General features: G+C 67.4%; 25 protein-coding genes. 13 read left to right on the top strand and 12 right to left on the bottom strand.

The window, feature by feature from the left end:
• The first annotated feature begins 36 nt into the window (after nucleotides 1–36).
• The 3 genes from IPG14_RS15575 to IPG14_RS15565 all read left to right on the top strand — a co-directional run bounded on the left by IPG14_RS15575 (nucleotide 37) and on the right by IPG14_RS15565 (nucleotide 2187).
• Complete coding sequence (locus tag IPG14_RS15575) at nucleotides 37–606, top strand: sigma-70 family RNA polymerase sigma factor (protein ID WP_343387141.1); 570 nt, start codon at nucleotides 37–39, stop codon at nucleotides 604–606.
• Nucleotides 603–1574: a hypothetical protein gene (locus IPG14_RS15570; protein ID WP_343389206.1), complete on the top strand. Its 972-nt coding sequence runs from the start codon at nucleotides 603–605 to the stop codon at nucleotides 1572–1574. Before IPG14_RS15575 ends, IPG14_RS15570 begins: the two co-directional genes overlap by 4 nt.
• Nucleotides 1575–1653: 79 nt before the next feature.
• Nucleotides 1654–2187 carry a hypothetical protein gene (locus IPG14_RS15565; protein WP_343392434.1) on the top strand — a complete coding sequence of 178 codons (534 nt, stop codon included), beginning with the start codon at nucleotides 1654–1656 and terminating at the stop codon, nucleotides 2185–2187.
• On the opposite strand, the gene IPG14_RS15560 is transcribed toward IPG14_RS15565, so the two are convergent.
• Entirely contained in the window at nucleotides 2184–2618 is a 435-nt protein-coding gene (locus IPG14_RS15560) for a hypothetical protein (protein WP_343392433.1), read from the bottom strand. The genes IPG14_RS15565 and IPG14_RS15560 overlap by 4 nt on opposite strands.
• Nucleotides 2619–2810: 192 nt before the next feature.
• On the opposite strand from IPG14_RS15560, the gene IPG14_RS15555 reads away from it, so the two are divergent.
• A complete protein-coding gene (locus tag IPG14_RS15555; RefSeq protein WP_343387145.1) occupies nucleotides 2811–3110 on the top strand; it encodes a hypothetical protein in 300 nt (99 codons plus the stop codon).
• 16 nt (nucleotides 3111–3126) lie between these two features.
• On the opposite strand, the gene IPG14_RS15550 is transcribed toward IPG14_RS15555, so the two are convergent.
• Nucleotides 3127–3738 (bottom strand): DUF402 domain-containing protein, encoded by a 612-nt coding sequence (locus IPG14_RS15550; RefSeq protein WP_343387146.1) that lies wholly within the window; start codon nucleotides 3736–3738, stop codon nucleotides 3127–3129.
• A 102-nt stretch (nucleotides 3739–3840) separates the two neighbouring features.
• On the opposite strand from IPG14_RS15550, the gene IPG14_RS15545 reads away from it, so the two are divergent.
• Both IPG14_RS15545 and IPG14_RS15540 read left to right on the top strand, forming a co-directional pair.
• Nucleotides 3841–5073, top strand: a complete 1233-nt coding sequence (locus IPG14_RS15545; RefSeq protein WP_343392432.1) for a hypothetical protein — start codon at nucleotides 3841–3843, stop codon at nucleotides 5071–5073.
• A gap of 38 nt (nucleotides 5074–5111) precedes the next feature.
• Nucleotides 5112–6338: an MFS transporter gene (locus IPG14_RS15540; RefSeq protein WP_343392431.1), complete on the top strand. Its 1227-nt coding sequence runs from the start codon at nucleotides 5112–5114 to the stop codon at nucleotides 6336–6338.
• Here the strand turns inward: IPG14_RS15540 and IPG14_RS15535 are convergent.
• The 5 genes from IPG14_RS15535 to IPG14_RS15515 all read right to left on the bottom strand — a co-directional run bounded on the left by IPG14_RS15535 (nucleotide 6335) and on the right by IPG14_RS15515 (nucleotide 11990).
• Nucleotides 6335–7126, bottom strand: coding sequence for an inositol monophosphatase family protein (locus IPG14_RS15535; RefSeq protein WP_343392430.1), 792 nt, complete (start codon nucleotides 7124–7126; stop codon nucleotides 6335–6337). The genes IPG14_RS15540 and IPG14_RS15535 overlap by 4 nt on opposite strands.
• Nucleotides 7123–7872 carry an SDR family oxidoreductase gene (locus IPG14_RS15530; protein ID WP_343392429.1) on the bottom strand — a complete coding sequence of 250 codons (750 nt, stop codon included), beginning with the start codon at nucleotides 7870–7872 and terminating at the stop codon, nucleotides 7123–7125. The genes IPG14_RS15535 and IPG14_RS15530 overlap by 4 nt, the downstream gene beginning before the upstream one ends.
• 780 nt (nucleotides 7873–8652) lie before the next feature.
• Nucleotides 8653–9909 (bottom strand): hypothetical protein, encoded by a 1257-nt coding sequence (locus IPG14_RS15525; RefSeq protein WP_343392428.1) that lies wholly within the window; start codon nucleotides 9907–9909, stop codon nucleotides 8653–8655.
• Nucleotides 9910–10280: 371 nt separating this feature from the next.
• Nucleotides 10281–10859: a hypothetical protein gene (locus tag IPG14_RS15520; protein ID WP_343392427.1), complete on the bottom strand. Its 579-nt coding sequence runs from the start codon at nucleotides 10857–10859 to the stop codon at nucleotides 10281–10283.
• A gap of 924 nt (nucleotides 10860–11783) precedes the next feature.
• Nucleotides 11784–11990, bottom strand: a complete 207-nt coding sequence (locus tag IPG14_RS15515; protein ID WP_343392426.1) for a hypothetical protein — start codon at nucleotides 11988–11990, stop codon at nucleotides 11784–11786.
• Nucleotides 11991–12578: 588 nt separating this feature from the next.
• Between IPG14_RS15515 and IPG14_RS15510 the strand changes: the two genes are divergently transcribed.
• Both IPG14_RS15510 and IPG14_RS15505 read left to right on the top strand, forming a co-directional pair.
• Complete coding sequence (locus IPG14_RS15510) at nucleotides 12579–12950, top strand: hypothetical protein (protein ID WP_343392425.1); 372 nt, start codon at nucleotides 12579–12581, stop codon at nucleotides 12948–12950.
• Nucleotides 12951–12969: 19 nt separating this feature from the next.
• Nucleotides 12970–13350, top strand: coding sequence for a DUF4280 domain-containing protein (locus IPG14_RS15505; protein ID WP_343392424.1), 381 nt, complete (start codon nucleotides 12970–12972; stop codon nucleotides 13348–13350).
• A gap of 35 nt (nucleotides 13351–13385) precedes the next feature.
• Here the strand turns inward: IPG14_RS15505 and IPG14_RS15500 are convergent, their stop codons facing one another.
• The 3 genes from IPG14_RS15500 to IPG14_RS15490 form a co-directional block, all read right to left on the bottom strand.
• Nucleotides 13386–13883 (bottom strand): PAS domain-containing protein, encoded by a 498-nt coding sequence (locus IPG14_RS15500; RefSeq protein ID WP_343392423.1) that lies wholly within the window; start codon nucleotides 13881–13883, stop codon nucleotides 13386–13388.
• 64 nt (nucleotides 13884–13947) lie between these two features.
• Nucleotides 13948–15285, bottom strand: coding sequence for a hypothetical protein (locus tag IPG14_RS15495; RefSeq protein ID WP_343392422.1), 1338 nt, complete (start codon nucleotides 15283–15285; stop codon nucleotides 13948–13950).
• A 70-nt stretch (nucleotides 15286–15355) separates the two neighbouring features.
• Entirely contained in the window at nucleotides 15356–16882 is a 1527-nt protein-coding gene (locus tag IPG14_RS15490) for an ATP-binding protein (protein WP_343392421.1), read from the bottom strand.
• A gap of 177 nt (nucleotides 16883–17059) precedes the next feature.
• Here IPG14_RS15490 and IPG14_RS15485 point away from each other — a divergent pair, with 177 nt between their 5' ends.
• From IPG14_RS15485 to IPG14_RS15475, 3 genes are read left to right on the top strand one after another with little or no spacing between them, the layout of a single operon-like run.
• The gene (locus IPG14_RS15485) at nucleotides 17060–17533 is read left to right on the top strand and encodes a DinB family protein (RefSeq protein WP_343392420.1); all 474 of its coding nucleotides are present in this window, start codon (nucleotides 17060–17062) and stop codon (nucleotides 17531–17533) included.
• 58 nt (nucleotides 17534–17591) lie between these two features.
• The gene (locus IPG14_RS15480; protein WP_343386441.1) at nucleotides 17592–17951 is read left to right on the top strand and encodes a hypothetical protein; all 360 of its coding nucleotides are present in this window, start codon (nucleotides 17592–17594) and stop codon (nucleotides 17949–17951) included.
• Between the two features lie 49 nt (nucleotides 17952–18000).
• The gene (locus tag IPG14_RS15475; RefSeq protein ID WP_343392419.1) at nucleotides 18001–19236 is read left to right on the top strand and encodes an alpha-L-fucosidase; all 1236 of its coding nucleotides are present in this window, start codon (nucleotides 18001–18003) and stop codon (nucleotides 19234–19236) included.
• Nucleotides 19237–19271: 35 nt separating this feature from the next.
• On the opposite strand, the gene IPG14_RS15470 is transcribed toward IPG14_RS15475, so the two are convergent.
• Complete coding sequence (locus IPG14_RS15470; RefSeq protein WP_343392418.1) at nucleotides 19272–20192, bottom strand: aminoglycoside phosphotransferase family protein; 921 nt, start codon at nucleotides 20190–20192, stop codon at nucleotides 19272–19274.
• A 178-nt stretch (nucleotides 20193–20370) separates the two neighbouring features.
• Here IPG14_RS15470 and IPG14_RS15465 point away from each other — a divergent pair, with 178 nt between their 5' ends.
• Together IPG14_RS15465 and IPG14_RS15460 are read left to right on the top strand one after the other, a co-directional pair.
• Complete coding sequence (locus IPG14_RS15465; RefSeq protein ID WP_343386438.1) at nucleotides 20371–20553, top strand: hypothetical protein; 183 nt, start codon at nucleotides 20371–20373, stop codon at nucleotides 20551–20553.
• A 122-nt stretch (nucleotides 20554–20675) separates the two neighbouring features.
• Nucleotides 20676–20870, top strand: coding sequence for a hypothetical protein (locus tag IPG14_RS15460; RefSeq protein WP_343386437.1), 195 nt, complete (start codon nucleotides 20676–20678; stop codon nucleotides 20868–20870).
• 95 nt (nucleotides 20871–20965) lie between these two features.
• Here IPG14_RS15460 and IPG14_RS15455 read toward each other — a convergent pair whose 3' ends face one another.
• Nucleotides 20966–22225 (bottom strand): DUF4010 domain-containing protein, encoded by a 1260-nt coding sequence (locus IPG14_RS15455; RefSeq protein ID WP_343386436.1) that lies wholly within the window; start codon nucleotides 22223–22225, stop codon nucleotides 20966–20968.

Raw genomic sequence — 22225 nt, 5'->3', positions numbered from 1 at the left:
CGGCCCGCAGGTTCCGGCACGGCCCAGGGGGCTGGTTTGGGGAATACTACGGTAGGCGAGCTGGCGCCGGATTTCGACGAACAAGCTGTCGTCGATGCGGCGCAACAGGGGGATCATACGGCGCTGAGCGCGCTGTACGATCACTACTTCCCTCGCGTCTACCGCTATGTCTCCGTCCGGCTTTCCTCGACGGAAGACGCAGAGGATGTGACCACGGAGATCTTTCTCCGGATCATCGAAAACCTCCGCTCCTTCTCCTGGCGAGGGCTCCCCTTCGGTGCATGGGTCTTCCGCATCGCACGTAACGAGGTTGTCTCGCACGTGCGCCGCCAGAAGGTCCGGACCACTACCGCGCAACTCACGGAATCTATCCAGGACCCGACGCCAGACCACGTGGACACCATCGTGACGGCCTTCACCGTCGCAACCGTCCGCGAGGCCGCGGAGAGGCTCCCCGAAGCGCAACGGCAGGTCATCGCCCTCCGCTTCGGTGCAGGCCTTTCAGTAGCGGAAACGGCGAAAGCCCTGGGCAAGACCGAAAACAACGTGAAAGTCCTCCAACACAAAGCCATCGCCAAACTCCAGGTCATGGTGCGCCACGAGTGATCACCAGGCTTTTCGAACGTAAGGCAAGCTACCAGGCGGAAGTCCTCGCAGAGGCGCAGGCCCTCGTTGATGACGGCCTCGAGCTGGATTTCGTCCTGGACCTGTTCCCGGATGACGCTGAGTGGCTCACGCCGTTGCTCGATACCACCAGCGGGATCACCGCTGCCCTGGACGGTGAATCCGCCAGCTACTACTTCGAGGCATCGCTGAAATCGAAGTTCCTCGGAGCGACGCGGGAAACGAAACCCGTCGTGCCCGTTGTCATCCCGGCTCCGGCTTTCTCGCCCCTGCGCACGGCTGTCGCCACGATGTCGGTGGCGAGCGTGGCGGCGGCCGTCGGCGTCCTCTCGCTCGGATTCATCACCGCCGGCGATTCGGTCCCCGGCGATTGGAACTACACCTTCAAGCTCGCAAACGAACGCTTCGAATACTCCATGTCGCGAGGCGACCACCGCATCGACCTCCAGGTCCAGCAGGTCCAGGCACGCGTGGTGGAGCTGAACAAACTGAGCGAGCGGGGCGATGTCTCGCAAGCGCAGCTCGAACGCATCCAGCGCGAGTTCGAGGACTTGCGCCAGGTGATCCGCAACCAGGAACTCGATTCCATGCGCAAGGCGCAGATCGATTCGGTTGGCCGGAGCGCAGTCGCCGTGATCAACGACGTGACAACGAGGCAGCCAGACCTGGCGCCACCTGCGGAAGCGGCCGCCGCTACCATCGGCGACACCGTCACCGCACTTGCGCCGCCGCCCGCGACCCCCACGGCTACACCGTCCGCCACGGAGACGGCCACTTCCACCCCGCCAGCGACGCAGACGCCAACGTCCACCGCCACTCCGCCCGCCACACCGACGGGTACCCCGACTCCACCGCCAACCGCGAGCGCCACGCCTGATCCGAGCGCGACCAGCACAGAGCAGCCCGCCCAGGCCGAAACCACCACGCCGAGCGTCACGCCCGCCCCCTGAACCACCGGTTAACCCGCCGGTTTGCCCTGTACTACGCCGCTGCCTACCCTCAGATCTGCCCCCTCCCTGGAGAGAACTGATGAGACGACTCTTGTTGGCCTCCGTCCCGCTTGCGATCCTGTTTGGAGCGGCCGCATGCGGCGACGGTGCAGACGAAGACCCTGGCGTGGAGCCAACCGCGACCGTCTTCGCGACGCCGACGACCGGTTCGAACGAACAGCCCCAGGTGCCGGACACTCCAGTCGCGCAACCGACGCCCATCCCGGACCATCTGCCGATCATCCAGGTCGCCTTCGCGGGCAAGCTTTACGCCCCCCTGCGAAGCGAGTTCCTGGCCCTGCCGAAAGAGAAGATCACGGTAGGTGGCAAGACCTATGAAGGCGTGAGCCTGGCAACGCTCGGCGAGAAGGCGGGCGCGAGGGCGGGGGCGATCGCGACGATCAACGGCACCCGGATGGATAACCTCCGGCTGGGCGCAGTGCGCTTCACGCTCACGGAGATCGGCGCTTCGACGGTCTTCGTGATGGATGACACCGGCCGGATCACCCTCGCGAGCAGCACCATCCCCACGGATCAGTGGCTCAAAGACATCACGGGAATCGGCCTGAACTAACTCGTCCGAGGCCGCGCTGGCGCGGCCTCTCCGGCCCGCCAACGGCAACCACAGGCGCAGTATTCGCCGGGCGGATGGCCGAACCATCCCTCGATCGGTGTCCAGTGGCGCAAGTCCTCGAGCGTCTTCTCGTCGAAGTGCTGTTCGGCCACGGTCCAACCGGCGCCGTCGCGCGGGGCGATACCGTGAAGGATGCCGCCCAGGACAGCGGATTCAGCGATCGCGGCGGCGCGGTCTCCCGGTTCGTCGCCGAGCGCGAGGATGACCCGCATCATCGATGCCGCCGGGGCGGCGAGCTTGACGAAGTCGGCACTGTGGCGGAGTTCGGAGAGGTATGCCCAGACGGCGCGGCGCAGGTCGTGCTGTTCATAGGCCTGCTCTTCTTCCGGCGAGAGCACGAGCCGCGCGGATGCATCGTCTGGTCCTGGCATCCTTCCACGGTTGCCGGGCGGAACCGCCGCAAGCGAGCCGCCGATGGCACCGCGTCAGGCCCTGGCGCGGGCCCGCGCTGCCGATGGCCAACCGCTGTCGACATTTGCGCGACGGGTTGTTGCGCTGTTGAAACTGTAGAACATTCGTTCTATTCTCCTCGTCACAACAGACCGTGATCGGAGATCCGCCAGATGGAAGTCCTGGAACTGCCCGCCCGCAGCGATGCGCTGCCGGAACACGTCGACTACCGGGATAAGGGATGCGACCTGTATGCATCCTGCCTGCGCTGTCCGTTGCCGCGCTGCCGTTACGAGATCAACGGCGGCGCGACGACCATGCTTCGCGTCGGGCGCGATGCCAGCATCCTGGCGGCAGCGAAGCGCGACGGCACGACCGTTGACGACCTGGCGAAGATGTTTGGGCTTTCGCGGCGCACGATCTTCCGCGTGCTGGAGCGGCACCGGGGAAAGCGCGGCGGGAGAGGCTGCTGAGAGGTGCTTCAGCCGCCTACTGGTCCCAGTCTTCCGGCAGATGGAGCGGCCCCCATCCAGCGTCGGGACGCCAGTCCGGCCAGGACTCCCCAAAGGGCGCGGCGCCGGAGCGAGCCTGTTCGAGTACGCCAAGGCCGTACGCTTTCATCTGCTCCAGTTGTTCGCCGGTGTACCAGCCGAAGGCGATGCCGTTCTCGAATTCGTCTTCGTCTTTCCATTGCCAGGCCTGGCGGTCGGGCGCGATGAGCATGTCGAGGGTGAGGTCCATCGTTTCGAAGCCGCGCGCTGTGCGCCGGAGCGGCTCCTGGAAGTTGATATACCAGCACCGGAACTCCCACGTGGCTTCGCGCCAGAAGAGCACCGTCGCATGGGCGTCGCCGAAGCGGATGAGCTGGAGCGAGTGGTGTTCCACCCAGGTGCTCGGGACGACGCGGGTCGAAGCAAAGAAGTCCCGCGTCGGCCGGCCGTTCGCATCGCCCATGTGGACGTAGGTGTCACCCGGCCGGGTATACAGAGCGACGAAGTCGCCGCGATCCTCGACGACACGCATCGGCGCGGCCCAGCGATAGGCATCCCGGCGGTGCCGCATCAGGACGGGCTCGCCGGGGGAGAAGAGGTGCTCCGGCATCGGGACACTGTAGCGCGCGTATACAACCCGGCCAGGGCATTGCCTTAACCTTCGGAAGTTCTTTACTATCCGCAGCGCCATCGGCAGAGGGGGATTTACCAGTTGGACACGCATGCCGCGCGACCCGTCCTGTGGCCCGAGATCCGGGCACTCTTGTTGGCGGCGATGGCCGTCTTCACTTACACCATCACCATCGGGATCCTGAACGGGATCGACGCTATCGAATTCGACCAGCGCCGAATCCTTGGCCACGTCCACGGCGGAACCCTGGGCTGGCTCACGCTGGCCGTGTTCGCCGCTTCGCTCTGGCTGTTCGGCGAAGGCAAACCACTCACGCAGCGCGAGCGCATGTTCGCCCGCTGGCTGGCCGTAGGGGCAATCGTCGCCTTCGCCGCATATGTGCTCGCATTCTCGCTCACATATGGCAACTGGCGCCCGGTGCTTGGCACCATCTCCACGATCGTGATCGCCGGCCAGTTCCTCTGGGTGCTTGCACGGGCCCGCGGCGTCGAACTCGGTGTGCCCCACTGGGGGTTCCTGGCGGCCCTGGGAACGTCCATCGTTGGGGGCATTCTTGGCATCCTCTGGGGCCTGCAGCTCGCCACGGGCGATAAGTACCTGCCGACCGATGGCGAAGGAGCTCATCCCGCAACGATGGTCGTCGGCTTCCTGGTCCCGGTCGGGTTAGCGATGAGCGAGTGGGCGTTTTCCTTCCCGCACCCGCCGAGGGCGACCCGCCTGGGGATCATCCAGATGGTGTTCCCTTTCGCCGGCGGGGTGTGCCTGATGCTCTCGATCCTGCTCGACATCATCCCGCTCGCGCCGGTCGCGATCCTTCTCCAGATCGCCGGAATGGGGATCTTCATCAAGCGCATGTGGCCGCACTTCCGAAGCGTCGACTTGATGCAGCCGAGCCCGGGGCGGCATGCACTCATGGCCGCCATCGGCCTGCTCTTCGTCATCGGCCTCGCTCAGTACATCGTCATCAAGTACGAAGGCGACTTCGACCTGGCCCCTGAGAACCAGCTGCTCGCCCTGGACCATTCGCAGTTCATCGGCCTCATGACGAACTCGATCTTCGCCATGCTGATGGCGGCCACCATCGGCAAGCGCGGGAACCGGCTGGACCAGGTGATCTTCGTGGCGGTGAACCTCGGAATCATCGGCTTCGCCGCGGGCCTGCTCTCCGACGCTACGTTCCTGAAACGCCTCTCGACGCCGGTGATGGGCGCGGGCCTCTACCTTGGGCTGGCGGTGTATGCGCTTCGGCTGCTCGAAATCCAGGTGGCGGGAGTCCTCGACAGACCGGCAGCGCAGGGAGCACCCGGCAAGTAGGCCATCGTAAATTTCCGATGATCTGCTAGACTGCGGCGGTGGCCATCACCGTCTCGCGCAGCCTGGAAGCCGCGTTTTCGCGCCGCTGGCTCCAGGTCTTCGCCGCGGCGATGCTCATCAATACCAGCTACGGCACGCTCTCCTACGCCTTTAGCGTGCTCGTCACGGAATCAGGCCCCGGCGGCGAATTCGGCGCCGGGACGGTATCGCTCGGTGTCGGCCTCGCCCGGCTCGTCTCCGGAGTCGCCGGCATCTTCGCCGGCACCGTGGCGGACATCCTCGGGAGCCGCCGACTGTTGGCGGGGGGCGCCATCCTTGGCTGCGCCGGCCTCTCCCTGCTCGGCGCGGTGCAGTCCGACTGGCAGCTCATCCTGGTGCTGGGATTCGTCTGTGGCCCGGCCATGGCAGCGACCTTCTACGAACCCGTCTACGTCCTCATGAACCGCTGGTTCCCGGCCATCGACCGGCCGCACGCCTACGGTGTGCTGACGCTCATGAGCGGGTTCTCGATCACGATCTACACGCCGCTGACGCGCTACCTGGTGGACGAATTCGGATGGCGCCAGGCCGTGGTTATCCTCGGCCTGCTCCTGGCTGCCGTGGGGACGCTCGTGCCGGCGCTCCTGCACGAGCCGTTCGAGGCGCGCGAGGCAGGGCCGCGCCTGACGCCGCGGCGGTTCCTCAGCGAGACGCGCGAGGGCCTCGGCCACGCCGACACGCGCTTCTGGATGTTCACCCTGGCGTTCTTCGGCGCTTCCATGGCGATCAGCGGCTTCTCCTTCCATATGATCTCCCAGCTGGAGACGCGCGGTTTCGATGAAGGGGCAGTCGCCAGCGCCATCGCGGTCACCGGCATCGTCAGCCTCCCGGGGAGGCTCATCCTGCCGATGCTTTCGGGCCGAGCCCCGAGTGCGACGCTGCTGGCGGTGTGCTTCGGCCTCCTCGCGGTGGCGGCGTGGCTCGCGAGCAGCGCGGGCGAGTGGTGGCAGGTCTGGGTGTACATCGCGGTCTTTGGGGCCGTCTTCGGGGCCGTCTTCCCGCTCCGCGCGCTGGTGAACTCCGAGCGATTCGCCGGCCCCTACTTCGGCCGGATCATGGGGTTGCAGGCGCTGTTCCTCGCGCTGGCGGGCGCTTCGGGGCCGATCGTCATCGGCATGATTGGCACGAGCCAGGCGGGATACGAGGCGGGTTTCCGCGTGGCCGCCGCTGTCCTCGCGGCGATGGCGGTGCTCACCTGGTGGACGATGCGCGAGCGGCACGCCTAGCGGTAGGCATCCAGCACGGCGAGCATCGGCGCGTTGAGGGCCGGGTTCGAGGCGAGGACGTAGCCCTCTTCGAACGTGTACCCGTGGAAGCCGCGAGTGACGGCGCCGGCCTCCCGCGCGATGATCCCGCCCGCGGCGATGTCCCACGCGTTCAGCTGGAACTCCCAGTAGCCATCGAGTTGCCCGGAAGCCACGCGGCAAAGGTCGAGCGCGGCCGAACCCATGCGGCGGACATCGCGGATGTGCGTCATCACGCGGTCGTAGAACTTCGCCTGTTCCCCGCGCCGGTGCGGGTCGTAGGCGAAGCCGATGCCCCAGAGCGAGGCCGAAAGGTCGGCCCTGGCGGAGACATGGATCGGCAGGCCGTTGAGGTGGGCGCCACCGCCAAGCGAAGCCGTGTAGGCCTCTTTCAACGCGACATCGTGGACGACGCCTGCAATCACCTGGCCGTCTCGTTCGACGCCGATGGAGACGCTGTAGGCCGGGATGCCGTAGACGAAGTTCGTTGTGCCGTCGATCGGGTCGATCACCCAGCGGATGCCGGAGGCGCCTTCGCGGCTGGCGCCTTCTTCGCCGAGGAGGCCGTCGTGCGGGCGCGCCGCGAGGATGGCGCGGACGATGAGCGCTTCGGATTCGCGGTCCGCCTCGGTGACAAGGTCGGTGGGCGAGGACTTTGTCTCGATGGCGTAGGTGCGTTCAGCCGCGTACTTGGCGACGATGACCGCGGCCTCGGCGGCGATTTCGACGGCGAGCGCGAGCAGGTCCCGGCCCTGGGGATCGGCGCTCACCGGAGCTGCCGCCCGCCATCGACGACGACGATGCTGCCGGTGACGTAGCGCGCGGCATCCGAGGCGAGCCAGACGGCGGTACCGCCGATGTCATCCGGGGTGGCGGCGCGGCCCATCGGGATATCGGCGAGCAGCCCTTCGCCGTGGCGGCTTTCGAGCAGGCTGCCGGTCAGTTCGGTGTTCACCCAGCCCGGGGCGATGGCGTTGACGCGCACGTTGCTGTCGGCCCATTCGAGCGCCATCACCTTGGTCAGCTGGTGGACGGCCGCTTTCGTGGCCGCGTACACGCCCTGGCGTTCGACCGGGACGATGCCGGTGACAGAGGTGACGTTCACGATGCAGCCGCCGCCGGTTTCGAACATCCGCTTCGCCGCTTCGACCGAGGCGAAGTAGGTGCCGCGCATGTTGACATCGACGACCGCATCGAAGTCTTCGACGGTGACGTGTTCGACACGCTTGAAGTAGGGGCTGATGCCGGCGTTGTTGACGAGGATATCGATGGGCGCGAGGGCGGCGACACGCTCGACCATGGCGGCGATGGCGGCCGGGTCGGCATTGTCGCAGCGTTGGCCGATGCAGTTCGGGCCGAGGCTGCCGGCGGCTTCGTGGAGCTGGGTTTCGCTGCGGGCCGTGATGACGACGCGCGCGCCGGCATCGATGTAGGCGCGGGCGATTGCGTAGCCGATGCCGCGCGAGCCGCCGGTCACGACTGCGGTCTTGCCTGCCAGCGAGAACGGGTCTGCCACAGTGGGAGCGTAGCGGGAACGGGGAACAGGGAACAGGCGGGCCTCGTGCGCGGGTTTCCGCGGGCCGTCCGTGTGCTTCCGGCCACGCGGGCCATGACTGGCCCGCCTCCCCAACGCACCCACCGAGGCGAGGCAGTCATGCCTCGCGTGCGTGGCACCCCGACACCCCCGCCCCCCCCCCCCCCCCCCGGCCCCCCCCCCCCCCTCCCCGGGCGGCCGCCCGCGCGTGGCATACCACGACCCCCGCGAGGGCCCGCCCGCCCCGGCACCCCGGCCACGCGGGCCATGACTGGCCCGCCTCCCCAACGCATTCATCGAGGCGAGGCAGTCATGCCTCGCGTGCGTGGCATACCGCGACACCCCCGGGCGCGGGGCGTGCACGGGTTTCCGCGGGCTATCCGTGTGCTTCCGGCCACGCGGGCCATGACTGGCCCGCCTCCCCAACGCATTCATCGAGGCGAGGCAGTTATGCCTCGCGTGCGTGGCATACCACGACCCCCCCGGGCGAGAGCGCGCACGGGCTTCCGCGGGCTATCCGTGCGCTTCCGACCACGCGGGCCATGACTGGCCCGCCTCCCCAACGCATCCACCGAGGCGCCCCCCCCCCCCCCCCCCGGGCCCCCCCCCCCCCCCCGCGCGGCCGCCCGCCCCCCCCCCCCGCCCCCCCCGCTCCCCCACCCCCCCGGCCACGCCGGCCGCCTCAAAGGGGCCGGGTTGGGGGACAAGACGAAGGCCCCGGTTTCCCGGGGCCTTCGTGGTGGTTGGCGGTACCGCTAGCGGTTAGCGGCGGCTCTTGCGGCCGAGAGCGACGAAGCTCAGGCCACTGGTGAGGGCCAGGATGCCCGCGATGATGAGGACGAGGTTCGTGCCGCCCGTGGCGCCACCGATGATGCCGCCACCGGTGCTCGGGGCGATCGGGGTCGCCGAGGCGCCCGGCGTCTTTTCACCGGCGACCTGCGTCACCGGAGGAATGACCGGCGGGATCGGGGTGGTCGTCGGCGGGACGACGGTCGTCGGAGGCGTCGTCGGGGTGGTCGGCGTCGCCGTGCTCGGGCCGCAGTTCACCGTGCAGCGCGGGTCCTCCGCGTCCTTGCGGTTCTTGAAGGTGATGGTCTGGCCGTTCGGCGTCTGGCCGCTGACCGAGACCGGGCTTACCGGGTTGAAGCCAGGCGAGGACGCGTTGACCGGGTTCTCGCTGACGACGTAGTCGGTGCAGAGCGGCAGGCCCGCGAAGACCGCGTTGCCGTTCGCATCCGTCTGCTTGCTGATGTTGATGCCGCACTGGGCCGAGGAGACGGTGATGGTCCAGCCATCGTCGTCGTTCGGGGCATCCGTCTCAGGACCGAAGCCCTGCCGGGTCACCGCCACCTTGTGGACGATGATCGAGCCCTGCGGCTTGTTGTAGAAGCGGACGATGGTGAAGCCGCCGTTCGGGACGGCCGCGCCGGCGAAGGTGGAGGCGCCGATGGTGACGCCGTTCACGGTGGCATTGGTGACGGTGTAACCCGCGACCGTTGCCTCGGTGAGCATGTAGACGTCGCCGGTTTCGAGGCCGAGCCAGCTGTAGGTGCCATCGGCCAGGTCGAAGGTGCCATTCACAACGGGGCCGGCAATCGTGACGTCCCAGCCGGGGATGAGGCCTTCGCCGGTGTCGTTGGCATCGCCGTCGCCGTTGATGTCGAGGTACTTCTCGACGCGGATGGCGCCGGTCGGTTCGTTGTTCTGGTCGTCATGGTTGCGGAAGGTGACGGTGCAAATCGGGTCGCCTTCCGTGACAACGGTCACGACGCTGATTGCCTGGCGGACGAGGCCGACGAGCGTGCCAACGAGCCGCTCCTCGGTGTCGAAGCAGCCGTCCGAGCTCAGTTCGAACTCGACGGTGCCGCCGGAACCGCTGGAGGCCGGGTTGTTAATCGTCCAGCCCTCGGCGGTGAAGCCCGCGGTGAGCTGTTCGGTGATGTTCACCAGGCCGTTCGTCACCTGGAGGAGGATGCAGGCAGGGGTGAGGTTGCCCTCGGTGATGTTGTTGATGTTCACGAACGTGCCGTTGACGCTGAACGTGAAGTTCGCGTTGCCATCCGAGATCTCATTGAGCGTATCGAACGCCCAGACCTTGCAGAGGCGGATGACGCTGTTGCAGAGCGCCGGGTCGCCCTTCTCGGTGTAGGTGCCCGTGCGGCTGTTGCCGGTCGTCCGGGACGCGTCCTATCTGATATCAGGCGCACGACGGTGTTGGAAACGGTCTGGTCCTTCGCACTTGACGTCCGGCCGGTCCGTGTGGAGCGTCACCGTGGTGTTGCCGTTCGCGACCGCGACTTGCAGTCCTCGCGGCACGCTGCCGAGCAGCGCCGCAGGTCAGGCCCGGGTTGTCGAGGTTGGTGCCGGAGCCGGCGTCCGGTAGCCGTCGCTCATGGCGACCGTCGCGGGGGGCCGCTGTTGTGGAACGTGACAGTCCAGTCAACCTTGTTGCCGTTCGCGACGCCCTTCGACTTCTCGACAGTGATGCAACCGCCATCCGCGGTGGCCGGGATGGAGATGTGGTCGAGGTCTGGAGCCCCGCCCGGCGTTTGGGAGAGCTGGGCGCCAGCGGCCGTAACCACGGTGGCTGCGTTATCCAGTTCGCGGCCCGTGCAGAGGGAGCCAGGAGTCGATGAGAGCGGCACGCGCAACCGAAGGGTGGTGGTGCCACCTGCGGTGACGCTGCACGTCCAGGGGCCGGTGCCGGTGCTGGGAGCGCAGGAACCGGGAGGCGAAACCGCATGGACGTAGGCGTTCGCGTACGTCGTGTCTGTCACAACGAGGCCTGTCTGCGCGACCGCGCCGGGCTGGTTGTTGTGGATTGCGATCGCCCAGTAGGCGTAGGTCGCGTCGTAGCTCGTGTTTTCCTTCACCTTGACGAAGGTGGGGTCGGGAACCACGGGCGGCGTGTAGGTATTCTTGAAGCAGACCGTGACGGCGTCGCCGTTGTCGATGTTGTTCAAGAACACTGGGCCGGGCGGTGTCCCAGGTGGCAGCGGTCGAGGTCATCAGGCCGTTGGTGCACCGGAGCGGATCGTCGGGCCATCGGCTGGCCCAGGTTGGGCGGCAGGGTGATCCTTCGTCACGGCGGAAGGCGGCCCCGTCCTCATCCCAGGTCTGGCGTTACGGGGGCGACTGGCTGATGTTCGTCGGGCTATTCTCAAGGTTGGAACCGTCCAGGTTCTCGCTGCTGGCGGTTGAACGAGTCGCGCCGCTGGGATACCGGCGCCCGCCGCCGGGAAGGACCTTCTTCACTCAGAGCTGGGCCTTGACGCCCATTTGCCGGAAGCATCCTCGGTGACGGCGTCCTCGTCGTCAACGTCGGAGGTCGCGGGTCGCCGGCGAGCCGAGGTGAAGCCGTTCGTCTGGTTGCCGCAGCCGGCGTTCCCGATGCTCTGGTTGTCGACCGGCAGGAACTGCGTCTCGGCCCCGTGGCAGCGGCTTCAACTACCTGAGAAGTCGTGAGATTGCCGTCGCTGGGGCGTCGCCGGTCGTGACGTCGAGGATCGTGTTCGGGGGCCTTCAAGGCCGCCTCCGAGAAGGAGCCGCGTGTTGCTCGAGTGGTTGGCCGGTCTTCTTGACGTCGCCGTGGCCGCGTCGCGGTCCAGTGATCTTGCCGTCGGCGTCTTCAGGCGATGATCTTGCGCTCAGTCCCGGAGAGGCACCTGGTCGGCGCTGTTGTTGGAATCCACGAAACCGCAGGCCAGGTCGACGAACGATAGCGAGTTGTTGATATCCGGGAAGCGTCGGGTCCAGCAGGCGCGGTTGATTGCTTAACGTTCAACTCGACGCCGGGGACGGTGCCGGATGGAAGTCGGATGGTCGCCCATCGGGCCGTTGTCGAGTACGCCGAGACCTCAGGTTGACGCTAGTGGCGTGCGCGGTGGTGCCGCTTAGCATTCTGGAGCGACTTCCCGGATCGTCCAAGCACCATCCGGTCGTTCTGGCAGGTGGGAAGTCCTGTCGTATTCGGTTGTTGTGCGAAAGCCGTGCCGATCATGGCGAACGCCGCCGATGGCAGCGACCATGATGGCCATGAACGCCGAGAAGATGAGTCCTCCCTGGCGTTTCCGGCTCTTTCCGTAAAGGGCTAGAGTCATATGGGTCTCCGTCCTGTGTGGGGCCTGCATTCCCGATGCCGGCCATTGCGAAGATTCGAGCTCCAGTTCCTCCCCGAGCTCTCTTCCCCAGTGGTCATGTGTTCCGCTACTTCCCTAACCCTCCGCTACTCCGAGTGCTCCATCTCCCGGTATCCGACAGGTGGCTCCAGGGTTTCTTACAAACCGGCCGGGCATTCCGGTTTGCTAACGCGCTGGCCACGGAGCATCCACTTTCGACGCCCTTTGGGGGACGTACAGTGAACATCAAGGGAAGGATAGGGGAAAACCCTACTTCCCGTCCGTAGAAACTCTGTATGAGCACCAGAAGTTAACGGTGGACATGCAGTGGATCGACGGTGACGGAGGATAGTGCTTTACATAGAGCGATAGCAAGGCGTTAAGGGCGAGAAAATGTGGCCGATCGCACATTTACCGGGCGGGGCGACGGGGGTGGCGGTGGTCGGAGGCGCGTCCGGGAGGGCGCGCTCGTGCCGGGAGGGCACGGGTGGTTGGCGTGAGCGTGTGTGGTGGTGGTGGTCGGACGCCGTGGTGGTGTGGGCGTGAGCGCGCCCTGCCGGACGCGCCCTGATGGTGGTGGTGGTGGATGATGCCTGGCTGGTGTGTGGCGAGCGCGCCCTGCCGGACGCGCCTCGGATGGTGGTGGTGGTGGTGGCCGGGCGCCGTGGTGGTGTGGGCATGGGCGCGCCCTGCCGGACGCGCCTCGGATGGTGGTGGTGGTGGATGATGCCGTGCGCCGTGGTGGTGTGGGCGTGGGCGCGCCCTGCCGGACGCGCCTCGGATGGTGGTGGTGGTGATGGTCGGAGGCCGTGGTGGTGTGGTCGTGAGCGCGCCCTGCCGGACGCGCCTCGGATGGTGGTGGTGGTGGTGATGGCCGTGCGCCGTGGTGGTGTGGGCGTGGGCGCGCCCTGCCGGACGCGCCTCGGATGGTGGTGGTGGTGAGGAGGGTATACTGGCGGGCATGCCGCCTGCCGCCGCGATGTCTGCCCAGATCATGTGCCAGTTCGGTGCGGCGCCGGGTGTGCTTGTGGTGGTGCCGAAGGGCGCGCCGGTGAACCTGGAGAACAAGTTCGCGGCGACGATCATGGATTTCGTGCCGATGACGAACATCATGCCGTTCGGGATCTGCAATTCGCCGATGAACCCGGCTGCGGTGGCGGCCAAGGCGGTCGGGGCGACGGCGCCGTGCATCCCGATCACCACGCCGTGGACCCCGGGGGCATCGAAGACGATGATCAACAACTTCCCGGCGCTGACGGCCACCAGCAAGTGCAGCTGCACCTGGGCGCCGATGGGGATCTCGATCGTGAACCCGGGCACCACGAAAGAAATGGCGAACTAACCCCACCCGATCCGCCCCAGGGGGGCCGGAGCGGCTTAGCGGTCCTCGTTGTCCGCGCGCAGGCCGTCGACCAGGGGTTGGCGCGCGGCTTCGAGGAGCTTGCGGGCGGAGACATCGCGGATGATGGTGAGCATGCGGACGGGGACGCCACGGTCATCGAGCACGAATGCGGTCTGTGATTCGGCCCAGAAGCTGGAGCCATCCTTGCGGCGGAGGAGGTGTTCGAAGATCTCGACGACGCCGCTGCGGGTGTACGGGGCGCCGGTCGCGCGGCTTTCGGAAACGTAGCGCTGGAGAAGCTGGATGGCGCCGGGCAAGGCATCGGCGGCGACCAGTGCGCTGCCGCTCAGGCCGCCAGCAACATCGCCGGCCGAGTAGCCGAACATGAGTTCCGCCTGGCGGTTGAGGTAGAGCACCTGGAACGAATCGAGGTTGACCTCGACCAGGGCATCCGGCAGGAAGTAGCGGAAGTCGTTGTATTCCCGGCGCAAGGCTTCGAACTCCGGGTGGTACCCACGCGACGGATGCGACATATACGGGAGTATTCGGCAGGCGGTGGCTGGCCGCACAGCCAGTCGCCCCCGGGACAGGCGCCCGTCAGCGGCCGGGGCGGCCCCGGGCGAGGCGGGCAGGCCCTGTGCCCCGGGCGGCGCGAAGGCAGAGGGCGAGCGAAGCGACGCAGTCATCGTGAAGGCCGGGAGGAGCGCCCCAGGAGAGCTGGCCGCCGGGTTCGGGGTCCGCGCGGCAGGCCCGAAGTTCGTCCCAGAGCGTCTGCAGGCCGGGTGTCAACGGCGGGGCGATGCGGAGCGCACCGGTCGATGCCGCGGCGATGAGGTCGAACCCGAGGGCGGATTTCTCCGGGCGGCTGAAGGTGAGCGATTCGACACGCGGGCCGAGCGCTCGCCGCAGGCCCGCGGCGAGCGGTGCGCCCATGCCGGTGGCATCGCAGACGAGCCGCTCGAGCCGCCACTGGCGGGCAAGTGCCTGGACTTCGGCGGCGAGGAGTTCGAACGGCTCGCCACGCCACACCGTCACGGCGACGACTTCGGCCCCCTCATCGCCGATGCGGGCGATGGTCAGGACGGTGGCGTCGCCGCCGGGGCCTTCGCCGGCGAAATCGAGGCCGCCGGTGTAACGCTCGCCGGGGAGCGGCGCCGCCAGCGGGCCGAAGGCGCCTTCGAGCGACCAGACCTGGGCCAGGCTGAAGAGCCGCCGTTCGGCCTGGGCTGCAACGAGTTCGTACTGGCTGAGGAAGACGGGGTGGTCCGCGCCGAGGCGGTCGCGTTCCTGGTGCACGTAGCGGCCATAGGCGGGGAGGTGCCCGGCCACGTCTCGCCAGCTCGCCTGGTTGTGCCACGGGTGGAATGCGGCGCGGGGGTCCGTGGCGGCGTCATCGTGGCGGCGGTTGGCGGCGACGGCCTTTTCGAGCAGCGAATCGCCCTGCCAGGGTGTCCCGAAGAGGACGGTGGCAGCACCGGTCGATGCGGTCATCGGGCGGAACTGGCGGTTGAACCAGTCCTCGTCGAGGTCCTGCGCTTCGTCTCCTATTAAGAGGATGGAGGCGGTGTGGCCGGCGACGTTGGCGGTGGGCGAGCCGCTGAGGAAGACGGCCGAGGCCGAGCCGCAGCGCAGCGTGTGCCCTTCGATGGCGAAGGCGAGGCCGAAACGCTTCGCACCAGCGCGGAGGTGGGCGGCGGTGCGCTCGAAGCTGATGCTCGCCTGGGGATAGAGGGTAGGGGCGCAGACGACGATGCTGCCGCCCTCGGCCTGGCGCGAAACCAGGAGGTTGGAGACGAGCGCGGCCGAGACTTCGTTCTTGCCGGCTTGCCTGGGGAGCATCACGGTAAAGGTTTCGCCCGGGGAATCGCGGATGTTCCAGAGCAACGAGAAGAGGATGCGGGCCTGGTAGCCGCGGAGCGTGCCGGTGTGCTGCATCGCCCCAGCGTCGGGATGATCCCGGGCGAACGGCGATGCCTCGATGTCAGCCGCGGCGCCAGGCGAGGGACTACGCGCGGGTAAGCGGTCCCCCCGGGACGGGAAGGACGATGAAGAACGAAGCGCCGGCGTCCGGTTCCGTCGCCACGGCGATGGAACCGCCGTGGCTGCGGACGGCGCCGAGGACTGACGCCAGCCCGAGGCCGTGTCCCGAAGGCTTCGTCGTGAAGAACGGGTCGAAGATCCTGGCGATGGTTTCCTTGTCCATGCCGGGGCCATCGTCGCTCACCTCGAGGACGACGTAGGAAGCCGCCGGGCGGGGTTCGAGGAGGAGGTCATCCGGGAGGTCGATCGGGTCGAAGACGGTGAAGGCGCGGACGTGGATGGAAGAGCCATGCTCGCGGGTGGCATCGAGGGCATTGACGAGGAGGTTGAGGACGAGCTGGCGCAGCTGGGTGGCGTCGGCCACCAGCGCGGGCAGCGGGAGCGGGATGGAGGTCTGGATCGGGGTGTGGTGGCCGGGGATCTTGCCGGCAAAGCGCGCCATCTCGAGGACGAGATCGGCGAAATCCACCGGGCCGGTGGCGCTGTCCTGGCGGCCGGAGAAAGCGAGGAGCTTGCCAACCAGCTCGGCCGCCCGCCCCGCGGCATCGCGAGCGTCGCCGAGTTCTGCCGCAACGTCCGGGTCGCTCACGGCCAGCTGGGCGAGTTCGATATTTCCGACGATTGCGGCGAGCAAGTTGTTGAAGTCGTGGGCGATGCCGCCCGCGAGCAAGCCCATGGACTCCAGGCGGAGGGACCGCATGCGCACCTCTTCGAGGCGCTTCTGCTCGGTGATGTCCCGGACGGTGATGGCCGCCCCCAGGACCTCGCCGGCCGGGCCGCGAACGGCCGAGTAGGAAAACTCCCACCATGCGATGCCGTCACGCGCCGCTATCGCGCGTGGCGGAACGCCTGCTTCGCCGGCGAGCGTGCGGGCGACATCGGCCATCACTGGCCGGTCGGGATAGAAGGCGGGAACGTTCTGGATGGACTCGCCTTCGACGAGTTCGTAGGCGCCCAGGCGCCTGACGAGCCTCAACGCAGCGGCGTTCGCCCGGATCAACGTGAGATCCGGGGCCACGACCGCAAGCCCGTCGGTGGAGCTGCGGAAGACCGCATCGAGCTCGGCGTGGGACTCGGCGAGGCTGGCCTCCGAGCGTTTCAGTTCGGTGATGTCGTTGTAGACGCCCAGCATCCGCAGCGGCGCGCCATCGGCGGCCCGTGCCGTCACCTTCCCGCGCGAGAGCAGCCAGTGCAGCTCGCCCGATGGCGAGACCACCCGCCAGACCGCCTGGTAAAACGGGGTCTCCCCGGCGAGGTGAGCGCCGAAGGCGCTCGACATGGCCCGCCTGTCGTCGGGGTGGACCACCTTCAACATGTCCCTGGTGTTCGCGAGGGACGCGGTACTGTAGCCGTACTGTTCCCAGAAACCGTCCTGGTAGACGGTCACGTCAGTCGTAAGGTCAGTCTCCCAGAGGCACACGCCGCCGCATTCGAGCATCTCCCGCAGCACCGGGTTGTTCGTCAGCGCTCTCTCGGGGAGAGTCTCGGCCATCGGGTTCCTTCCCTGGCAGGTGCGTGGGAGTTATACGCCCCGGGGTGCCGGGAGTGTACAGATCTTTCTCTCGTCTGCAGATCAGGAAGAACCCCGACCTGTGGCGACTCGGCAACGGATCCGCGCGCATCCGGTTGAGCCCTTGGAGCCGCCCGGCACAGCCGCTACGCTCGTCCGATGATTGGCAAAGAGGACCTGATTAAGTACGCCACGAACGTCCATGCGCGCACCTACGAAGCGGTCGAGCGGCTGCGCGATGAAGATGTGGACTGGCGCCCCGCCCCGGGCGAGTTCAGCGTGGGCGAGCTTGTGACGCACATCGCGAACACACGCTTGATGAACCTCGGCGGCATCCAGACGGGCGAGATTCACTACCGGGGACACGTCGTGAGGCCGGGGACCGATGCGCTCGCGCTTCGGCGGCTCATCCTGCGGACGGGGAAGAAGGTCATCGCCGGGCTGGTGGATGCGGACCTGGAGAAGTACATCCCGCAGACGATCGGGGAGCCGTTCCCGGCCTGGCGCCGGGTGATGGGCGGCCTCATCGAGCACGAGACGCACCATCGAAGCCAGCTTTGCGAATACCTGCGCCAGCTGGGCCTGGAACCGCCACCGCTCTTCGGGCTGCACGCGGAACAGCTTCCCCGCTGATCCACGCGGTCCGCGGCCGACTGGCACCGAGGAGTGGCCGACCCTACTATCGCAACTCATGCCTCACCAGATGCGAGACGCCCTTTCGCACATCGAAGTGACCGTGAGCGGCGTTGTCCCCGGCGCCGAAATGCTCTCCCCGGAGGAGTGGGCGGCGGTCTTCAAGCGGCGGCGCCTCCTGGTGGACTTTTCCGGCGTGACGAAGTGGGAGATACCGCCGGAAAGGCTCGTCCCTCACCACCGCGAAATCGTCAGCCGGAAGGTGCGGCTCGCTGCCTACGCCCCGGAGGACTGGCAGTTCGGCGTGGTCCGGCAGGCATGGCTCACGGCCGGGGTCCCGGAGGACGAGATTGCCTGCGTCTTCCGCGACCGCGATGAGGCACTTGCGTGGCTCCTCCGGCGCAGAGCGTCAGCGTGAGACGGACGGCAGGGAATCTGCGGCGCTGGTGGGCGTAGAATCGCGCAGCATGACCTGGTTCGATAGTGCGCGATTCGGCATGTTCATCCACTGGGGGCACTCCTCGCAGCAGGGCGTCGAGCTCTCGTGGCCGATGGTCGGTGGGAACGCGGCCCTCCCCGAATCCGACATGACTGTCGCCGCCTACCAGTCTTCGGCGGCGACCTTCAACCCCGGACACTGGGACCCTGCCGCCCTCGCGCGAACGGCGAAGGCACTTGGCATGCAGTACGCCGTCTTCACGACCAAGCACCACGACGGATACGCGATGTTCCACACGAAGACCTCGGACTTCGGCGTCGAACACTCGCCCTTTGGCCGCGACATCGTGAGGGAGTTCGTCGACGCGTTCCGGGCCGAGGGCCTCCGTATCGGCCTCTACTTCTCATTGATCGACTGGCGCCACGCCGACTACCCGGCGTTCATCGACGAGGACAAGCCTTACCGTTTCGGCCGGTCCCGGCCGCCTACCCCGGAGCAGTGGGAACGGTTCCTTGCGGACATGTTCGAGCAGGTGCGGGAACTCCTGACGAACTACGGCAAGATCGATGTCATCTGGTTCGATGGCGGCTGGGAACGAGCTCCCGAGCAGTGGAAGGCGGTCGAGCTGGAGGCACTCATCCGCGGGCTCCAGCCGGAGATATTGATCAACGACCGACTGCCGACGGTGGGCGACTTCGAGACACCGGAACAGTTCGTCCCCGCCCAGGCCCCGGCGCGCACGTGGGAAACCTGCATGACCTTGAACGAAAGCTGGGGCTACAACCCGTCGGACACGGCATGGAAGTCTCCGCGCCAGGTAGTGCACACGCTGTGCGAAGTCGCGGGACGGGGCGGCAACCTTCTCCTGAACGTAAGCCCCATGGGAGATGGCAGCATCATGCCCGAACAACGCGCCATCCTCGGGGCGATGCAGCGCTGGCTCAGCGGCAACGGTGAGAGCATCGCCGGCACCGAGCCAGGCCTGGAGCCGTGGCAGTTTTACGGCCCGAGCACGAAGCGAGGGAACACCACCTACCTCCACCTGCTGATGCGGCCCTACGAATCCGTCACCGTTCGCGGGGTGCCAATCAAGCGGGTGAAGCGCGTGACGGTGCTCGCCAGCGGCCAGGAACTCACGTTCACCACGCGCTGCTCCATCGTCGATTCGTGGTTCAACAGAGACCCCAAGGGCGAGGTGACTATCGCCCTGCCGGAAGATGCCATTGACTCGCTGGCGACCGTGCTGGCGCTGGAGATGAGCTAGGCTGAACAACCGAGCGCGTCGCGTCCAAACCGGGACTACGCGCCCGCTATCGCTGGCAACAGTGCACGCGGCAGCACCAGGTGCTTTTCACCAAGCTCGCCGTGGTCCTCGAAGGTCCAGAGCGCACTGAGGACACCCTGCGCGAAGGCCCAGCGCTTCAGCCGCTCCCGGTCGACCCCCAGGATCTCGGAGAGCTGGGCGATGCGCCGCAGCGTCAGCTGGAGCACGTCCTCTCCAGCGTCGAGCCTGTTTCGGAGCAGCGCCCCCACCTCGTAAGCGGGTTCGCCGGCGAGGCCCTTCGGGTCGATCGCCAGCCACGGCTCGCGTTCTGCCCGGAGGATATTCCAGTGGTGCAGGTCGCCGTGGAGGAGCATCGGTTCGTCCTGGCCCGCGCCGAGTTCGAAGTAGATGCGCTCGGCGGGGTCGAAGAGCTCGGGCGGAAAACGGCCGCTGCCGCCGTCGTTCGCGGCGCGGACGCGCGCAAAGGCCTGCCCCCAGCGCTCGATCGTTGGGAAGGAGTGTCCTGCCGGGAGCGGACGGAAGAGCCTCGTGAACGACTGGCCGGCGATCTCAGTCGCCAGGATGTCGTCGTTGAGTTCGGCGAGGGTTGTTCCAGGTTCCAGTCGCTCGAGCAGGAGTGCCGTGGCAGCGGGGTCCGAGGCGAGGAGTTTCGCCGCGCCGCGCCCAGCATAGATTCCCAGTGCACCGATCTCGCTGGCGAACTCCTTGTCGGGGGGCGCGAGCTTGAGCACGGCTTTGCCGCCGTTCGCGAGGGTGACCGGCGCGACCCAGGCGTAGCCCACATACGGGAACGTCGCCCCGATACCGGCGAGGTCCCACTCGCTGCGAATTCGGTTGAGGAGTGCGGGAAATCCGGCTATCCAATCCCGCCCCGAGTCTCCGTAAACGCTGGTTAAGCGCTCGCTGAGGATTGGAGAAATCTCATGTTGTTCCAATTTGGGCCAAACCCCCCGGGCGCATCCTCCGCAGTGTGCACCGCATCACAGTTTCCGACTTTCGGGGGAGCCCGCGTCACCCGGTGGTCGGGAGTGGCGATGTAAGGGTGTACCTACTATCTGGTCAACACAGAGAGCACCCCGGGCGGACCACCCGGGCAACCAGGAGACACCTGAAATGGAAGCTACGATCCACGAAATCACTCCCCGCGCCGAGCACGCGCACCACTGGCTGATTGAAGAAGCCGCGGGCCCGGTCTCGATGGGCCGCTGCAAGCGCTGCGGCGCGACGAAGGCGTTCAAGAACTGGCTGGAAGACACGGACTTCATCACGAACGAAGAACACCGGACCGCTGCCTGACGGCTGGCCGGTTCGGCCACCGAATTCGGCTCTTCCGGCCACCCGGTAGTGCCCGTTTGGACCACTACGGTCGTCATCACATTGCCGAATACTGCCGTGCGACCACAACAAGGAGTTTTCACATGCATGCCAGGACGCCCGAACAGCCTTCTACCCGGGCAACCGGGGAACAGCACATGCATCACTGGATGATCGAGGAGGCGAACGGCCCCCAGAGCCCCGCTGTCTGCAAGACGTGCGGCGAGTACCGGCTGTTCAAGAACTCCCTGGCCGACGGCGACTTCCTGACGAACGAGGAGCGCCGCTCCGCCGCCTGACCCGCCTTCCAGCCAGGCCCCATCGCCCGAGGCACGGAGTCCGCTCCGTGCCTCGCTGCATCCCGGCAACCGGAGGGAGCGTGCTTCGTTTGCCGCTACAGCGCCGTTAGCGCCCAACCAGCCCAGGCCGCTACCAGCACCAGCAGCAGTCCGGGCCAGACCTGGAAGGCGTACCCCCGGCCACCGGCCGTCCAGGCGAGGACCGCCTTCGTGAGGGAGTTGGTGGTGAACGCGGCGAGGATTGGGATGACCGCGTCCTTCGCTTCGAGGTTGCCGGACGCGACCAGCGAGGCCACTGAAATTGCCGCCGAATGCGTATCGGCGAACCCCGCGGCTGCCGCCGAAATCGTGGCCCCGGCCGTCCCGAAGACATCGTTCAGGAACGCTGAGGCGAAGAGGATCGCGCCCACGGCGAGAGCGAAGAGCACGGCGGTCCTGGGTTCGAAGGCCCGGCCCCTGGCGATGGCGTTCTCGCCGTCGTGGCGGAGGGCGCGAAGCCCGAAGACGAGGCCATAGCCAGCGGCCGCGACCCCCGCCACGGCCATGGAGGGGCCGATTTCGCGGAGGGCGTGGCGGTCCGTCGCGCCGACGACCAGGACCAACTGGACGACCGTCGCCAGCGTGGAGAGCACCGCTCCAGCGACCGCCGGACGCCTGATTGACGGGTCTTTGCGAGCGCGTGCACCCATCGCCCCGATCGTGGCCGAGCTCGAAATGAAGCCCGAGGCGAACCCGGAAACGGGCAGCCCCAGGCGGGCGCCGAGCAGCCGCACCGCGATATAGCCCACCGCCCCGACGGCCATTACGAGGACCACCAGCCTCCAGATCGTGAACGGGTTGAAGGCGTCATACGGCCCGATAGCTTCATCCGGGACGAGAGGCAGGATCACGAGCGCTGCCGCGCCGAGCAGCAGCCCGTCGTACAACTCCTGCTCGCTCAACACACTCGCGACGAACCGCTGGAGGTATTCGCGCGCCGCGAGCAAGATGGCGACGACGACTCCGAAACCGGCCGCGAGCGACGGCTCTTCCTGGGCGAGCGCCCCGAGCAGAAACGCGACCCCCAGCGCCACCTCCGTGGTCACCCCCGGGTCTGAGCGGTCGCCGAGGGCGTAGGCAACGACCGCGATAGCGGCGACGAAGCCGAGGCCCACGGCAAGGACAGCGACACCCCCGATGGCCATGGAGATCCCGCCAAACAGCGCAACAAGGGCAAAAGTCCGGATCCCTGCGGGAGCACGCGACGGACCGCTACCCTTGCGCCGTTCGCGTTCGAGGCCAAGCAGGAGCCCGATGCCGAGTGCGACGGCAAGCCGCCAGCCCTCGGTATCGGCCGCGAAAGCCCCGAGGTCCAC

The sequence above is a fragment of the Candidatus Amarobacter glycogenicus genome (assembly GCF_016704105.1).
Lineage (GTDB): Bacteria > Chloroflexota > Dehalococcoidia > Tepidiformales > Tepidiformaceae > Amarobacter > Amarobacter glycogenicus.
Note: the sequence above shows the minus strand (reverse complement) of the source record. Positions and strands in the feature narration are given on the sequence as shown.